Source organism: Amycolatopsis sp. NPDC051373, from assembly GCF_040689465.1.
Classification (GTDB): domain Bacteria; phylum Actinomycetota; class Actinomycetes; order Mycobacteriales; family Pseudonocardiaceae; genus Amycolatopsis.
The window spans coordinates 241,312-256,999 of record NZ_JBFBAE010000001.1; the positions used below are offsets into that span (position 1 = coordinate 241,312).

The 15,688-nt window shown below is 70.7% G+C and carries 12 protein-coding genes; 3 read left to right on the plus strand and 9 right to left on the minus strand.

The genetic code is table 11. The annotated features are described in order from the left end of the window. Positions 1 to 67 precede the first annotated feature (67 nt). The 4 genes from AB0383_RS01225 to AB0383_RS01240 all read right to left on the minus strand — a co-directional run bounded on the left by AB0383_RS01225 (position 68) and on the right by AB0383_RS01240 (position 6,188). Complete coding sequence (locus AB0383_RS01225; protein WP_220247274.1) at positions 68 to 661, minus strand: class F sortase; 594 nt, start codon at positions 659 to 661, stop codon at positions 68 to 70. 104 nt (positions 662 to 765) lie between these two features. Further along, positions 766 to 1,500, minus strand: a complete 735-nt coding sequence (locus tag AB0383_RS01230; protein ID WP_366184384.1) for a hypothetical protein — start codon at positions 1,498 to 1,500, stop codon at positions 766 to 768. A gap of 248 nt (positions 1,501 to 1,748) precedes the next feature. After that, positions 1,749 to 2,780 (minus strand): PLP-dependent transferase, encoded by a 1,032-nt coding sequence (locus AB0383_RS01235; protein WP_366184386.1) that lies wholly within the window; start codon positions 2,778 to 2,780, stop codon positions 1,749 to 1,751. A 186-nt stretch (positions 2,781 to 2,966) separates the two neighbouring features. Then, positions 2,967 to 6,188, minus strand: coding sequence for a penicillin acylase family protein (locus AB0383_RS01240; RefSeq protein ID WP_366184388.1), 3,222 nt, complete (start codon positions 6,186 to 6,188; stop codon positions 2,967 to 2,969). Between the two features lie 149 nt (positions 6,189 to 6,337). Here AB0383_RS01240 and AB0383_RS01245 point away from each other — a divergent pair, with 149 nt between their 5' ends. The 3 genes from AB0383_RS01245 to AB0383_RS01255 all read left to right on the plus strand — a co-directional run bounded on the left by AB0383_RS01245 (position 6,338) and on the right by AB0383_RS01255 (position 8,491). Next, positions 6,338 to 6,712: an FKBP-type peptidyl-prolyl cis-trans isomerase gene (locus tag AB0383_RS01245; protein WP_366184390.1), complete on the plus strand. Its 375-nt coding sequence runs from the start codon at positions 6,338 to 6,340 to the stop codon at positions 6,710 to 6,712. Between the two features lie 129 nt (positions 6,713 to 6,841). Continuing rightward, positions 6,842 to 7,597: a trypsin-like serine protease gene (locus AB0383_RS01250; protein ID WP_366184392.1), complete on the plus strand. Its 756-nt coding sequence runs from the start codon at positions 6,842 to 6,844 to the stop codon at positions 7,595 to 7,597. 147 nt (positions 7,598 to 7,744) lie between these two features. Continuing rightward, positions 7,745 to 8,491, plus strand: a complete 747-nt coding sequence (locus AB0383_RS01255) for a trypsin-like serine protease (RefSeq protein ID WP_366184394.1) — start codon at positions 7,745 to 7,747, stop codon at positions 8,489 to 8,491. 136 nt (positions 8,492 to 8,627) lie between these two features. Here AB0383_RS01255 and AB0383_RS01260 read toward each other — a convergent pair whose 3' ends face one another. The 5 genes from AB0383_RS01260 to AB0383_RS01280 are packed head-to-tail and all read right to left on the minus strand — an operon-like array spanning position 8,628 to position 15,683. Further along, a complete protein-coding gene (locus tag AB0383_RS01260) occupies positions 8,628 to 8,795 on the minus strand; it encodes a hypothetical protein (protein ID WP_220245467.1) in 168 nt (55 codons plus the stop codon). Positions 8,796 to 8,833: 38 nt separating this feature from the next. Then, the gene (locus tag AB0383_RS01265; protein WP_366184397.1) at positions 8,834 to 9,637 is read right to left on the minus strand and encodes a thiopeptide-type bacteriocin biosynthesis protein; all 804 of its coding nucleotides are present in this window, start codon (positions 9,635 to 9,637) and stop codon (positions 8,834 to 8,836) included. Beyond that, a complete protein-coding gene (locus AB0383_RS01270) occupies positions 9,630 to 11,864 on the minus strand; it encodes a hypothetical protein (protein ID WP_364174067.1) in 2,235 nt (744 codons plus the stop codon). The genes AB0383_RS01265 and AB0383_RS01270 overlap by 8 nt, the downstream gene beginning before the upstream one ends. A gap of 4 nt (positions 11,865 to 11,868) precedes the next feature. Then, positions 11,869 to 13,353: a SagB family peptide dehydrogenase gene (locus tag AB0383_RS01275; protein ID WP_364174069.1), complete on the minus strand. Its 1,485-nt coding sequence runs from the start codon at positions 13,351 to 13,353 to the stop codon at positions 11,869 to 11,871. Next, positions 13,350 to 15,683: a TOMM precursor leader peptide-binding protein gene (locus AB0383_RS01280; RefSeq protein ID WP_364174072.1), complete on the minus strand. Its 2,334-nt coding sequence runs from the start codon at positions 15,681 to 15,683 to the stop codon at positions 13,350 to 13,352. The genes AB0383_RS01275 and AB0383_RS01280 overlap by 4 nt, the downstream gene beginning before the upstream one ends. Positions 15,684 to 15,688: the final 5 nt, after the last annotated feature.

A 15,688-nucleotide genomic window follows, 5' to 3' on the forward strand; every position in this document is an offset into this window, starting at 1 on the left:
CCAGCAGGAAAACGACCGCAGCCCGGCCGTTGGTGGCGCCGGGCTGCGTGATCGCGTTCGGGAACGCTCAGGAGACGAGGTTCGCGTACACGACGATGTTGTCCTTGTAGCTGTGCTCGGCGTGGTCGAACACCCCACCGCACGTGATCAGCCGCAATTGCGGCTTGTCGGTGTTGCCGAAGACCGCCTGCGTGGGGAAGGTGTCCTTGGGGACCTCGTCCTTGTGGTCCACCACGAACTTCAGCTTCTTGCCGTCGCTGCGCTCGATGTCGACCTCGTCGCCGGGGTTGACGTCCTTGAGCTTGTAGAAGATGCCCGGCTGGTGGTTGCCGTCGACGTGCCCCAGCACGATCGCCGGGCCGACCTCACCCGGCACGGGCGAAAGGCGGTACCACGCGGCCTGCATCGGCGTCTTCACCGACGGCACCGAGATCTGCCCGTCCTTGTTGGGCAGCACGGTGATCAGCGACGACTTCGCGCCGATCTTCGGGATCTCCACCGAGGTCGGCCTCAGCCCGGTGAACGGTTTGGTCACCGGCACCGGCTTGCTCACCGGTGCGGGCTTCGCGGCGGTCGCCGGGGCGTCCGACCCGCAACCGCTCAGCGTCAGGGAAAGGAGCAGGGCGCCCGCGATCGCGACGCCCTGCCCGCACTTACCAATCCGGCCAAATGTAGGCCGGCCCCCGCGCGGCACGTAACCGTTACTGCGAAGCCATCCGGCCGTGGCTGTGGTCGGATTGGTAACGATCGGCGCAGTATTCGCCATCAAGCGGCCATGCCGCCGAAGCCGGTCTCGACGCCACCCTTGGGCGCGTACTTGACCTGCGAGGTGCCGTCACCGTTGGTCGTGCCCGCGGAGCCCGCGCCCGCGCCACCCGCCGGCGGCACCGGCTGGTCGCCGGTCTGGTCGCCGCCGCAGGTCCAGGTCGCGGTCACGTTGCCGGCGTCGAAGGACACGCCGTCGTGGCGCTGCACGAGCCAGCCCCAGTAGCGGCCGTCGGTCTCGTCCTGGTGCGGGCCTTCGATCAGGTCGAAGTCGCTCGAGGACACGTTGGTCGGCTCGCCCGCGGCGCAAGCGATCACGAACAGGCCCTGGTTGCCGTCGAAGTCGATGCCATACGCGATGTCGTCCTCGTACGGCGGCTCCTCCGGCGTGGAGGTCTCTTCCGAGCCCGACGTGGTCGGGGTCGCGGAGTCGCTCGGCTCACCGGTGTTGCCCGGGTTGCCCGGCTGGCTTGTGTCGGTCGGCTGCCCGCCCGTGGTGGGCGGAGTGTCCGAAGAGGACGGTGCCTCGGACGACGAGGGAGCGTCCGACGACGGCGTGTCCGACGCGGGCGGCACGTCGGTGACCGGAGTGTCCGAAGTGGGCGGAGTCGAGACCTCGGACGTGGTCGGTGTGGTGCCGGGCTCGTCGTCCGCGAGGGCGGTCGGCGTGACGGCGAGGCTGATCAGGGCGCCCGCGAGCACAGCGCCCGCGAGTCTGCCCAGGGTCTTCTTCACGTGTTGTTCTCCCTGGAAGAAAGAGCGGTGACCCCCACCGCGTCCGCTGATCTTGCCGGAGAAAGAGGGCGAACACGAAACGTTTTCGACGGTGATTAAAAGCACCGTAAACCGAGGTAACGAACCCGCGGGCCCCGGCGATGAAGTGGCTCAACACCGCGCTCAGACACACGAAAGCCGGCGGAACCGTGCCTTTACTGTAACAGTTTCCGGCCCGCCGGCGAAGCTCCGTGAATTGTTGACCGAATTCAGCCCAGTGCGGTAACGAGGTCGCGCCAGAGGTCTTCGGGGTCCTCCAGGCCGACGCTGAAGCGCAGCAAACCGGCGGGTACGCGCTCCTCACCCGGCAGCCACGCACGCCGCTCCACCAGGCTTTCCACGCCGCCGAGGCTCGTCGCCGCGCGGATCAGCCGGACGGTGGAACACACCTTGTCGGCGGCTTCGGCCGTGGCCAGCTCGAACGACACCATCATCCCGAAACCGGGGTAACGCACCTTGGTGACGGCCGGGTGTTCCGCCAAGCGGGAAGCCAGCAGCGACGCCGTTTTCGTCTGCTCCGCAAGCCGCACCGGCATCGTGCGCAGGCCGCGCAACGCGAGCCACGCTTCGAGCGCGCCCGGCGTCGAGCCGATGCGCGTACGCGCGCCGCGCAGCTCGGCCGCGATGCTCTCGTCGGCCGCGACAGTGATGCCCAGCAGCAGGTCGCTGTGACCGCCGATGAGCTTCGTCGCGCTGTGCACCACGATGTCCGCGCCCAGCTTCAGCGGCTGCTGGTGCAGCGGTGTCGCGAAGGTGTTGTCCACGACGACCCGGCCGCGGCTGCCGCGCGCGATGGTCTCGATCTCCATCACTTCGAGCGTCGGGTTCGTCGGCGACTCGAGCCAGAGTAGGTCGGCGTCGCAGTCGAGCCACGCCTGCGTGTCGGTGGGGTCGAGCTCGGTGACGCTGATCCGGCCCATCTTCTCCGCGTGGTGCATCGCGCCGCGCGTGACGGCGTAGCTGAACGTCGGGACCGCCACCGTCGAGCCGACCGGCAGTGTGTCGAGCACGGCCGACAGGGTCGCGACGCCGGAGCCGAAGGTGGTGGCGCGGCCGCCTTCCAGGGCACCGACGGCCTCTTCGAGCGCGTGCCAGGTCTCGGTGCCGTCGGAACGCGCGTAGACGGAGTCACCGCCGGCTTCGAACGTGCTCGTGGCCACGATCGGAGTGTTCAGGGGCTCGCCGGGGCCGTGGGGCCGCCCGGCCGCGATCGCGATCGTGCGCGGTGTCCATTCGTCCATAGCGACACCGTAGCTGTATCACCGTTGCCGATCCGGCCACAGCCACGGCGCTATGCCCTGCGTCGCAGGCTTCCGTTATGCCCCGGGGGACGCGCCTACTTTTGGCCGGATCGGCAATGGCGCCCACGGCCTCGCAGCCGTGATGTGGCGGTCGGCTCACCCGCGCCGGCGAGCCGACCACGTCTTTCAGTGCGCGTACACCTCGAACTCGTACAGCGAGTAGCCGTAACCGGTCCCCCGCTGCACGCCCTGCATCCGGACGAACCGGGCGTCCGCCGGGGTGAACGACACGTTGTCCGCGCCGCCGTTGCCGTCGGTCACCACGGCCGCGTCACGCCAGTTCTCGCCGTCGACCGAGAGCTGCACCTTGTAGCCCTTCGCGTATGCGGCTTCCCACGACAGCACCACGCGCGCGACCTGCTGCACCGAACCGAGGTCGACGGTGATCGACTGGTTGTCACTCCAGTCGCTGGCCCACCGTGTCTTCGCGTTGGCGTCCACGGCGTTCGACGCGGGCGAGTTGTACAAGCCCGTCTCGGCGCTCGTGGCGCTCACCGGTTTGCCCGCGGCGAGGTTGCTGACGTTGTCGCCGCGGTGCGCCGGGTACTCCACGACCTGCTGGAACGTCGGCCGGTTCTGGGTGCTGATCTTGTCGTGCGTGATGCCGCCGAGCGGCCGCTGGATCACGGTGTCGGCGCACCACTGGTCGCCGGCCGAGCAGTCGGCGTCACCCGGGTACACGGTGCTGGCCGGCTGCGCCGCGGCCGCCGTGAGGGAGTCGACCAGCGCGGTGCGGCAGGCGGTGAGGTCGCCGCCACCGCAGAACGTGCTGCCCAGCGGACCGGCGACGGGCTGGCCCAGCACCGTGCGGATGTCCTTGCTGACGTAGCCCCACCAGCCGTGCTGGTACGACGAACCCTGGTGTGGCTGGCCGACGTGCTTGCCCGGCAGCTCGTTCTGGAACCCGGACGGGCTTTCGTTGACCTGCAGCACGTTCGTCATCGCGGTGAACGCGTCGTCGCCCAGGGCGGGCTTGAACTCCGCGGTGACGAGCAGCGGCCACCACGCGTCCATGATCCGGATCGCGTCGGCATCGTTGTACGCCTTGCTGCCCGGCGCCGACTCCACGCGCTGGTGACCATGCTGCAGCCACGTCTTCAGCTTCGCCTCGGCGTCGGCCGCCGCGCCGGTGAGCGGCGTCTTGTCGAGTACCTGCAGCAGGAGCGGCAAGACCTCCTCGGCCCGTAGGTCGGCGAGCGCGGCGTCTTCCATGGCCTGCGCGAGGTTCACGCGCGTCACCTTGGTACCGCTGTTGATGAGCGCCTTCACGCGCGTATCGAGCAGGTCGGCGCGGTGCACGGCCGACTTGTCGGCGCCGCCTGAGGCGTAGCCCTTGGCCTGCGCGTTGTTCCAGCTGACGTAGTAGTCCTGGTTGACCGACTGCGGGTGCTGCGAGGCCGGTGTGTAGTTCGCCTTGTTGCCGTCGGGGTTCCAGCCCTGCCAGTCGTAACCCTTGTCGCCCCACACCGGCATCATCGGGTCCACAGTGGAATTTCGGACGGGGTTGGCGCCGGAGTTGAAGTAGGCGACGTCCTTCGAGTCGGCGTAGAACCAGTTGAAGGTGAAGTTCACGTCGCTCGCGGCCCGCTGGAAGTCGGCCGCGGAGTGGATGAAGTCGGGGTCGTTGAACTCCTGGAAGCCGATGAGCGAATCGACCTCGTGGAAGTACGAGGACCGCAGCGACGCGTACGCCACCGGCTTGCCGCCGATCGTCGCGCGGCTGACGACCGGGCCGTACTTCGTGCGGTAGCTGCGCAGCGTGTACGAACCGGCGGCGGTGCCGTCGGCCACCGTCGGCGACCAGGAGTTCTTGCGCTCCACGGTGTCCATCGGCAGGCACTGGCCCTGGTAGACGTAGTAGTTCGAGTCCTTCGTGGCCGGCTTGCCGCTCGGATCGCACAGCGGGAGCGCGAACGTGTCGATGATGTCCTGCGCCGACGTCGTGGCGCTCCACGAGTAGTCCTGACCGCGGCCGAGCAGCACGTACATCGAGATGCCGGCGAACGACGCGCCGCGCGCGCTGATGCCCGGGCCCTGAAGTTCCTGCAGCAGGAGCAGCTGTGGCGCGAAGTACCCGGTCTGCGGGCCGAACACGGCGACCGGGTGGCCACTGGCGGTCTTCGAACCCGAGACGACGAGCGCGTTGGACATGCCGTGCTTGTCGCTCAGCATGTCGCCGGGCAGCACGCCGTTGTCGAACATGCCTTTCGCCGCCTGCTGGTCCGCCGGCGCCTTGACGTCGACCTTCGCGGGCGAGTCGGTGGCCGCGGAGCCGGACTGGTCGTAGACGAGCTGCTGCGGCGTGACGGAACCCTTGTCCGGCAAGGCCAGGCCTTGCGGATCGGCCGGGGTCATGCCGTAGTCGAAGGTCTGGCCGTCGTGCAGCGTCTTCACGGCTTCGGGATCGTCAGCCGAGCGCAGGGTCTGCCAGACCTGCTCGCCCTTGGCCACGCCGTACTTCTCCTGCAGCGCGAGCTTCGCGATCGCGTTCTGCACCTCACCACCGCCGCCGGCGCCGAACTGCGCGCCGACCACGGACGCGAGCACCACGAGGTCGGTGAGCTTGAACGGCTCGATGGTGCCGGCGTTGGTGATCGCGTCGACGTGGCCGGTGAGCACGTACTCGCCCGGGAAGTACCGGCCGTTGTGGGAGTCGGTGATGTACTTGTTGATCCCGTCGACGTAGGCCTGGGAGTCGGCGAGGCCCTGCCTGCCGCGCGGGCCGCTGGCGGCGGTCGCCTCGATCTGCTGCTGCAGCTCGTCCTCGGTGTAGGGCGCGGCGGCGAAGAACGACTGCTCGAGCTCGCGGTTCGCAGGCGCGCCGCCTGCGTATGAGGTCAGCTGGCCGCGGCCGACGCGGCGCATGATGTCCATGAGCCACAAGCGATCCTGCGCGGCCGCGTAGCCGGCGCCGAACTCGGTGCCCGAGCGCGTGGTGCCCTGGATGTGCGGGACGCCGGTGGCCTTGTCACGGGTGATCGTGACGTCGGAGCGGGGCTGCAGCGTGCTCGCGACCTGGTCGACGGGGACGCCGAAGGAGGAGTCGTTGAAGAACTTGCCGATGGTGTCGGTGGTCAGCGTTTTGTAGCCGCCGGCGAGGTCGGCGTACTTGCCGAGCTGGTCGTCGGCGTGCGCGGGCTGCGTGCCGAACGCCTTGTTGCCAAGGATCTCCGCCAGCGTCGCGCCGCCGTTCTCCCCCGGCGGGAGGATGTCGTTGCACTGGCCGGCGCAGTAGTTGTTGCCGGGCAAGGCCGCCGAGGCGGGTGGCGCGCCGCCGACCGCTGTCACGAGTCCCGCCGCGACAACGGCCAGGGCCGAAACAGCCAGGGTGCGGATGCGTCGTCGCATGCCGGAGCTCCCGTCCACGAGGTTCCCCCAGGGGTGACCCAGCGCACGCTACCGACGGGTAGATGAAGTGTGAAGACTATTCGCGTTTAACCCCTCTTTGGGCCTAGTCCGATCGGCGCAGTGCGAAGCCGCTGGGTACGGTGAGCGCCATGACCTTGGAAAAGCCCGAAATCGACCGCCCGGACGGACCCCCTCCCGCCGAACTGGAGATCACCGATCTCACCGTCGGTGACGGCGCGGAGGCCCAGCCGGGCAATGCAGTGACGGTCCACTACGTCGGCGTCTCGCACTCCACCGGTGGCCAGTTCGACGCGTCCTGGGACCGCGGCGAGCCGCTGCGCTTCGCGCTCGGCGCCGGCCAGGTCATCCCCGGCTGGGACCAGGGAGTGGCCGGCATGAAGATCGGCGGCCGTCGCCAGCTGGTGATCCCGCCGCACCTCGCGTACGGCGAGCGTGGCGCGGGCGGCGTGATCAAGCCGAACGAGACGCTGATCTTCGTCGTCGACCTCGTCGGCGTGAACTGAACCTCCGGGCAACCGGGCCGACTCCACGGGCAGCCCGGTTGCCCGAACTCTTTCGAGTGAACCCCGGTCATCGCTAAGCTGCGCCGATCACCGGCCGGGACCGGTGCCACTGACCAGGGGGAAAGTGACATGCGCGTTCGCGCGATTGTTTCCGCGGCTCTGCTCACGCTCGGGGCCGCGCTGGCCGGCGCCGTGCCCGCTTCGGCCGTCGCCAACGGATCCGACGTGCCGCAGGGCCGGTTCGAGTTCGCCGCGAAGCTCACGATGACGAACATCCCGCGGCCCGACGGCACGCATTACGACAGCGGTTGCTCGGGCGCGCTCGTCGCGCCGCAGTGGATCCTCACCGCCGGCCACTGCTTCCACGACGTGAACCGCAACCCGATCTCCGGCCCGGTGCCGTACCCGACTTCGGTGCTGCTCGGCACCACCGTGCAGCGCAGCAGGCTCGGCGTGACGCGCCAGGTCACCGACGTGGTCCAGGCCGGCGCAGGCGACATCGCGCTCGCGAAGCTCGACAAGCCGGTTCGCGGGATCACACCGCTCAAGGTGAGCCGCTCCGAGCCGACGGTCGGGCAGAAGCTCACCCTCGCCGGCTGGGGCGCGCTGAGCTCGGTGGACGCGGCGCCGTCGATGAAGCTGCAGCAGGGCACCGTGGCGGTCGGCGAGGTCGCGGCCACCACCCTCGGCGTACACGGCGTCGCGCCGGCCGCGGATACCAGCGCCTGCCTCTACGACTCGGGCGCACCGTACTTCGTGGCTTCGGGCCGCGCCGGCCGGATCGTGGCGGTCGAGTCGGAAGGCCCCGACTGCCCCCACGACCAGCAGGAGACGGCCTCGCGCGTCGACGTGGTCGCCGACTGGGTGCTGTCGCAGACCCACTGACGCCCAGATACCAGAAGACGGGCTCCGCGCACAGGTCGCGGGGCCCGTTTTCTTTCGCCCGACAAGGGAATTCCTGACCAGGAAGTAGCTGGATAGCGTTGAGGGTCGATCATCGGCGCCCTGCCGGTGGCCCGACGAAGGGAAAGAATGCGCGTCCGCGCCGCACTCACCGCAGCAGCCCTCCTGCCCCTCCTCACCGCCGGCCCGGCGTTGGCCGTCGCCGACGGGTCCGACGTGGCCCCGGGCCAGTACGGCTTCACGGCCAAGCTGACCATGGCGAGCATCCCGCGCCCGGACGGAAGCACGTACACGAGCTTCTGCTCGGGCTCCCTCGTCGCGCCCACGTGGATCCTCACGACCGGCCACTGCTTCCACGACGCGCAGCGCAACCGCGTGTCCGGCCCGGTGCCGTACCCGACCACCGTCACGCTCGGCCTGGTCGACGAAGCGAAGGAAGCGGGCGTCACCCGCAAGGCCACGCAGGTGCTGCAATCCGCGGAGAACGATGTCGCCCTCGTGCAGCTCGACAGCGCGGTCCCGAACATCACGCCGCTGACCGTGAACCGCCTGATCCCGGCCGCGGGCCAGCGCCTCACCCTGGCGGGTTGGGGCAGCCACACGGCGAAGAACCCTGTGCCGTCCTCGAAATTGCAGCAGGGCACCGTGCAGATCGCCTCCGTGGCCAGCACCACCGTCGGCGTCCGCGGCGTCGCGCCCTCGCCCACCACCAGCGCGTGCGTCTACGACTCCGGAGCGCCCTACTTCGTCCCGTCCGGCAGCGGCGGTCAGCTCATCTCCGTGGAGACGACCGGCCCGGACTGCCCCCACACGACCGTCGAAACGACATCGCGGGTGGACGTGATCGCGGATTGGATCGCGGCGCGGACGAAATAGCCGGCCGACCGGCGCGGAGAGCGACAGCCAGGATCGCTCTCCGCGCCCCTGCCGGTGGCGGGTCAGTGCGTGACCGCTTTTTTACGCGTATTTCGCCTCGCGGCGCGCGGTCACGTTCGCCGGAATAATCGCGGCTTTACTTGTCCTTTTTCTTCGGCAGCTGGTCGGCGGCTTTCTTGCCCGCCGGGCCGAGTTTATCGAGGACGGAGCGCACACCGCTGACCACGGCGTCGCCGACGGGGTTCGGGTGATCGTCGTCCGGGTCGCCGATGCCGCCGGCAACGCCGCTGGAGCCTGAGTCCATGGTATTTCTCCCCAACTGTTGTTTATCGGATTACCCGATCAATTACCGATGCTATGCAATCGCTGCACCCACAACAACCGCGCGATTTGGGCCTCCTCTCCGGGAACTGCGCCGAGTCGGTTGTTCATCAGGTGGACGTGCTGGAACGCCGCGCGGTAAGGCGAAACTCGCCGTGCCGATTCGCGGTACTCCGTCCAAAAGCGCTCGGCGTAGCGGCGCAGGGGCTTGCCGACGCGGTCGGTGGCCAGTTCGCGCGTCACGTTCTCCAACAGCCGGCCCGCCTGGCGCACCGCGGCCGGGTCGTCCGGGCGGGCGGTGGCCGCGGCCGGGCGCCAGGCGACCGTGCGCGCGCCGCGGCCCGACCAGTACCAGGCGTACTGGTGCAGGAAGCTCACCCGCTGGTCGGCCGGCAGGCCCTCGACAATCGCGGCGGTGTGGGCCGCGGCCTGCGTGATGCGGTGGGTGGAAGCGCGGCCGGGGAGCAGCTGCAGCGCGGTGTCGCTGCCCAGGTGGGCCACGCGCTCGGCGAACTCGACGCCGTCGGGGCCGCGGAACTTCGCCAGCTCCGGTTCGTACCAGCGCTTCACGACCTCCGTGCCGCGTTCGGCGAAGCGGCGGTCCAAGTCGGCTTCGACCACGGCACCGGCATCCGGCTGCGCCTGAACCCGAACGCGCAGCTGGAGGCCCGACATGTCCATGTACTGCAGGAAAAACCAACGGCGCAGCGGATGTTCAGTGACCACCGGCCGCACCACCTCGTTCAGCAGCCGCGTCACGGACGGCAGGTCCGGGACGTACACGCGCCAGTAACGCCAGTCGGGCCACAGCAAGGTCTCAAGCATGGGTCACCACCGTCAGGAACTCGGTCACGCGCCCGACGCTCGCCCCGGCCGCGGGCAGGGCCTCCGTGAGTTCGAGCTCCTCCGCGCCGGCCAGGCCTTTCAACGCCGTCCACGCCGCAAGGGGGTGGGCGAAGCTGAGCCACTGCGGTTTCCCCTGCGGCACGCCGCCCGCGGCCAGACCGCGGACGAACACCTGCTCGGGCAAACCGTGCTCGGCCAGGAACATCCGGCCGGCGCGGAGGAAGTCCACATCGGGTCCGCCGGCGACGGCGGGCAGCGCCGACGCCGGCAGCGTCCAGCGGGCGCGGCGCAGCACCAACCGCCCGTCGGTCACGCGCTCGCGGAAGCCCGCGCCCGGCACCGGAGCCCACGGGCCCAGCGACAGCCACGGATCCGACAGCAGCTGCAGCACCCGCGGCACCCCGCGCAGCAGGTGCGCGGGCACGGCGCCGAGGTAGCTCAACGCGGCCGACCGCCCGGCCGGGTCGAGCACCTCCAACGTCCCCGTGGCCAGGTCGTGGCGCACACGGAACCCGTCGATCGACACGCCACCCGGCCCGGCCGACGGACGTTCGGCACCCCACGACAGCCACGGCGCCGAACGCACGGCCGGCCGCTGCGTGTCCGTCCAGTCGGCGTGCGCGGTCACCTGGTACACCGCGCAACCGGGGAAACGCTTCTCGTGCAACGAAGTCACCGCCGCCTCGACCCGCGCGGCCAGGCCAGGCACGCCGGCCCAGCGCGAGACGGCGCCGAGGTAACCCGGGTGCACCTGGTTGACCACCAGCGAATCACCCGCGACCTGCCAGAACACCGAGTGCGCCGGACGACCGATGCTCGGCCCGACGATGTCGCGTACGTCGGGTTCGGGCACGGCGCAGCGCGACAGCCACAGCATCGGGTCCAGGTCCCGCACCGCGCGGAACGCGAACTCGGCCAGGTCGGCGACGCCGCCGTTGCCGTAGTGGTGCAGGAAAAACCGGACGAGGTCGTAGTACCCCGCGCGCGGCCGCGCGGTGGCGCCCAGCAGGCCGTCGAGCCGGTCGAGCTCCCCCGCCACCCACACGGGCGGCGCGGTCTCCGGCTCCGGGCCGTGCGCGACGGTTTCGTGCACCAGCCCCAGCCCGTCGAGCCAGCGGGCGCGCGCCGGATCGCGTTCCGCCAGCACGGTCCGCAGCCGGCCGCGCAACGCGAGCACGGCGTCGGCCCGGCGCCTGCCGTCCGCGCTGCCGGCCACGACCTTCTCGGCTTCGGCCAGCGAAGGACGTCCCCAGGCGGTGAAGTGCCGGGGTTCGTCGAGCCGCCACGGCGGGCTCACCAGCAGCAATCCCTGGTCCACGAGCCGGCGCACGTCGTCGACGGCGCAGCCCAGCTCCGCGGCCAGCTCACGCAGCCGCCGCGGCCGCGGGTCGAGCGGCACCGGCCCGGCCAGCGCGGTGACCTCGTCCTCGCGGAAGTACACGCCGTGGCGCATCAGGTGCGCGGGCAGCGCGGCCAGCCACTCCGTGCCGACCAGGCGAGCGTCCACATTGGGCACCACGATCGGGTCGTCCTCCAGCGCCGCATACGCGAGCCGCGCGGCGACCCGCGAGGAACTCACCAGCCGGCACCCCGCGCCAGGGTCGACTGCGCCGCCGAAGTCCCCGACGCCGACGGTCGTCAACGCGCCGAACGGGCTCGGCTTCAACGTGGTCCGCACCAGGTACGACACCGCGCTGCGGCTCAGCCGGCCTCCGGGTTTGCCCAGCTCAGCGCGTTCGGTGAACGCCGTGACGAACTCGGGGCTCGCCAGCGCCAGCCCGGCCAGCACGGGCCGGCTGCGCAGGGCCGAAGCCACGGCGTGCTGCGCCGAAGCCAGCTCGGCGCCGAGTGCCCGCGCCGCCTTCTCCAGCAGCTCACGCTCGTGTACCAGCAGCTGGTGCCACTCGCCGAGCCGGTCCGCCTCCTCGGCGGACAGCACTTCCCGCGCGAGCCTGACGCCGGCTTCGTCGGAGCGCTCGTTGAACACGCTCCGACGAAGCCGGATCAGCCCGCGCCGCTGCTCGCGCGACAGCTCGTCGCGGCCGATCACGGCGTGCAACGCCTCGCAAACCGGTTCCGCCAGCGCGGTTTTGCGCGCGGCGGCGGACTCGGCCTCCTCAAGGAGGGCGACGGTCTCCGGGGCACGCAGACCGTCGAGCACGCCGGCGGGCAGGCCGCAGATCCGGGAGACGAGCAGCTCGGACACGACCTCACCGCCTCCGCGCGGCGAGCGACTCGGCCTGCCAGCCCGGGTCGTTACCGGCCCGCCAGTCGAGCGCGCCGTCGCCGCTCACCGGGGCGGGCAGCTCGCCCGGCGCACTGCCCAGGATGAACTCGCCGACCGACGACTCCTTCAGGTAGTCCAGCCCGAACGCGCGCGCCGCCGCGTCGGCGTCGCCGCTGCCGAGGCCGCAGCCGGCCAGGCCCATCGCGGTCGCCACCAGGTACATGGTCTGGTACAGCGCGCCGGCGTGCTTGAGCGTCACCGCGTACGCGATCGACTGGTACTTCCACGCTAGCCGCTGAAAGCGCGACGTCATGGTGACCAGCACGTCGGGCACGGCCTGGCCGCCGGTCGAGAGCGTCGCCACGCGAAGCAGCTCGTCGCGCGCTTTGGCCTCGGTGTTGATCAGCCGCAGCACGTGGTCGCCGGCGTCGTAGTGGTAGATGCCGGGCTCGAGCCCCTTGCACCGGCGGACGGTGACGTACAGCTCGAGCTCGTACCCCGCGCCACCGCAGGGGTACGGGCGGCTCGAACCCTCGTACGGCATCCGCGCCTCGGGCCGCGGGCCGTAGGTGCCGCGCACGCGCGCCGTGCGGTAGAGGAACTCGCCCAGCTGCTCGGCGGTGATGGGCTCCTCGCCGTAGGCGCGGATGGACTGGCGGGCCTCGATCGTCTCCTGCAGCCCCTGGTCAGCGGCGCGCACGGTGTCGAAGGACGGACGGAACAGCTCCGTACGCGGGCCTTCCGGCGCCGGCGCCACCGCGGGCAGCGGCTCGATCTCGCCGACGTAGGGGAACCGGCCGCCGAACGCCTCGTCGGTGCGCCCGATGCGGCTGCGGCTGTGGAAGTACAGGTCGTGCACGTCCCACTGGCGCAGCACGTCATCGGAGTCGACGGGGAACTCGCCTTCGGCACCGACGTCGAGGAAGCCGGCACCCGCCAGCGCGGCCAGCACCGGCCACCACTCGGTGTCCACTTCCGACGTTGGCCGCGCCACAGCGAGCGCGGCCACCGCGCCCGCCAGGCCCGCGTCGAGCAGCACCGCGCGGTACTTGCTCAGCGGCGACTCGATCACCAGCTCACCGCCGCGACGGCGCAGCAGGCTGAACTTGCCCAGCCGCAGCCACGCGCCGGCCAGCTCGGCCACCTCGGGCCGCAGCCCGGTCACGCCGGTGCGCTCCAGCACGGCCACACGCTCGCCACGCAGGCGGAAACCCGTGGCCAGGAAGGGTTCCACCTTCGTCAGCACGGTCGCGACCGGCGAGGCCGGGTGCTCCGCAGCCAGCTCTTCTTCGGTGTGCAGCCCGGCGCGGACCTGCTCCAGGGCCGCCAGCATCGGGGCGCCGACGCCGCGCAGGCGGTACCCCGCGCGGTCGGCCAGGCCGAGCAGGACCTGGTCGTCCTTGGTCAGCACGGCGACGTCGCGGCGGAAGGTGACGGTGTACTCGGCGGTGCGTTCGAGCGTGGTCATAGGAACATCGCAATCGGGTTGAGGTCGGCTTCGGACGGCGTTTCATCGATCCAGCCCAGTTCGCGCGGCACGTCGAAGAGCCGGCCGGGCGCGAAGCGGGGCCAGAAGTGCCGCATCCCCGGCACCAGCACGCGCACCACGGGCAGGCCGATGTCCACCCGCGTCTGGTCCAGCACCAGCATTTCCATCCCGCGCTCGGCCACGGAACGCTCGGCACGCAGCACGTCTTCGCGCACGTCGGCGCTTTCGTAACGCTCGAAGTCGGCCCGGGTGCGCAAGGCGCCTTCGGCCGGGAGCACGTACGGCTGGTTCTCCACCGTCGCGTTGCGCCACCAGTGCAGCTGGTCCGGGTCGTTGTAGGCGTAGGAACCCGAACCGTCGGCCTTCATCCCGATCACGGCCGGCAGGAACTGGTTCATCTCCGACAGCGCCCGCCCGATCGCGACCTCCACGTCGAAGTGCGCGCCGAGGGCGAACAGGATGTCCTGCGCGGGTTTGTCGCGGCGCACGGAAACCGCTGCCACGGACGGAATGCCCAGATCGTTGGTCAGGTCCAGCACCCAGGTGTCGCGCTGCAGCTCGTCGTAGCGCTGCTGCCACTGCGCGAAGTACGGCACGTCGAACGTCGACAGGTCGATCGCGGGCCGGCGCAGGCGGTGGTACCACCACATCGCCACGGTGTCGCGCTCCACCAGCTCCATGAAGCCCTGCAGGATCGCGTCCTCGAGGCTCGTGCCCGCCGCGCAGCCGTTGGAGTTCGCGCCGGCCTGAAACGGGGTTTTCGGGTTGTGGTAAGCGAAATACAGGCCTGAGGTCGGGAACAGCTTGGTGCGCTGCTCGGTCAGCGACCACACCGGCGACCACTCGATCTCGGCCTGCGGGTCGAGATCGTCGGCGACCCAGTGGAAGTGCGACGGGCGCGAGTTCCACGCCTTGCGGTCGCGGAACTGGTCGTCGCTGTAGAGGTGGAGGTCGTTGGGGTGGATGACCTCGGCCGGGTCCAGGTCGGCCAGCCGCGCGGTGCGGCGGGCCTCGTCTCCGTGGAACAGCCCCGAGTAGCGCTCGATCGCCTCGCCGACGGCCGACGCCTTGGCCTGTGCGTCGCTCATGCCCTTGCCCGCGCTGCAGCTGCGCAGGCCGGCACGCAGGTCGTTGGCGTTGGCCATGGGAATCGCGAAGTTCTGGCCCGCGGTGTAGGTGTGCAGGCCCTCGACCTCCAGCGGCACCTTCACAAGGTTGCTGATCGGGCCTGTGACGGGGCTGATCAGGTGCTCGTAGCGCGCCACGAACTGTTCCGGCGGACTCGAACGGTAACCACCGTCGCTGCTCGCCATGCGCGGACGCGGCTCGAGCCGCACCGGCGCCGCCATGCGGTCGGCCTGCAGGTCCGGCTCCCCGCACAGCGGGCACTGCGGCCGGCGCTGGAACGGGTGGTGCTCCTGCGTGAGGCTGACCGTGTCGAGCGTGATGACCTCCGACTGCCACGGCGTGCCGTACTGGGCGGCCACCCCGCCCGGCGGCTGCGGCATCGCGGCCCGGCCCGCGGCGAACGCGCCGGTGAGCCACTTGCCCACGTGCAGCGCGGCGAGGCGGTAGGCCAGCTCCTTCGTGACGCCGGTGCCGGTCACGGAGTTGACCAGCGCCGGGCTGTCGAGCACCCCGCGCTGGCGCAGGTAGCTGGCCAGCACGTTCTTGTTGGACAGCCGCACGCGCAGGCATTCGTAGCAGCCGGTCACGCCGGGCTCGAAGACCGGGCCGACCCAGATCATGCTGCCGACCGGCTTCACCGGCAGCCACGGCGTGCCGGCCGCGTGGAACTTCGTGCCCCACTCGGCGAGCTCGGGGCGCAGGTAGTCGTCGGTGAGGACGACGGTGAACCCGGCCGGCGCCTCGGGATCCGTCGTGACGCCGGTGCCGAGCGCCGCCAGCGCCGCGGTGAACCCGGCCGCGTCGACGTCGCCGGCGGTGAGCACCCGCACGTCCGCACCGGCCAGGCGGCGCACGGCGTCGTCACCGTCCACACCGGACGCTTCCCAGTAGCCGCCGACGCGCGGGTCGACCTCCGGGTCCACCTCCACGACGTACCCGCTGCGGCGCAAGCGGTCCAGCGCCACGTCGATGCGCGCCGGGTCGGCTTCCGCCAGCGCCTGCTTGATGCTTTCGCGGCTGTGCTGCCCGTCGACCAGCAGCGGAGCCAGCTGCTCGACGAGCGCGCCGGCCAGCCGGGTCTGCGTGGTGCGCTCGCTCGTGAGGTACACCGCGTCGCCGGGCACGGTCAGCACCCGCAGCGACCGGTTGAACCTCGTGATGCGATTGATGCTCTTGGTCATGGTTG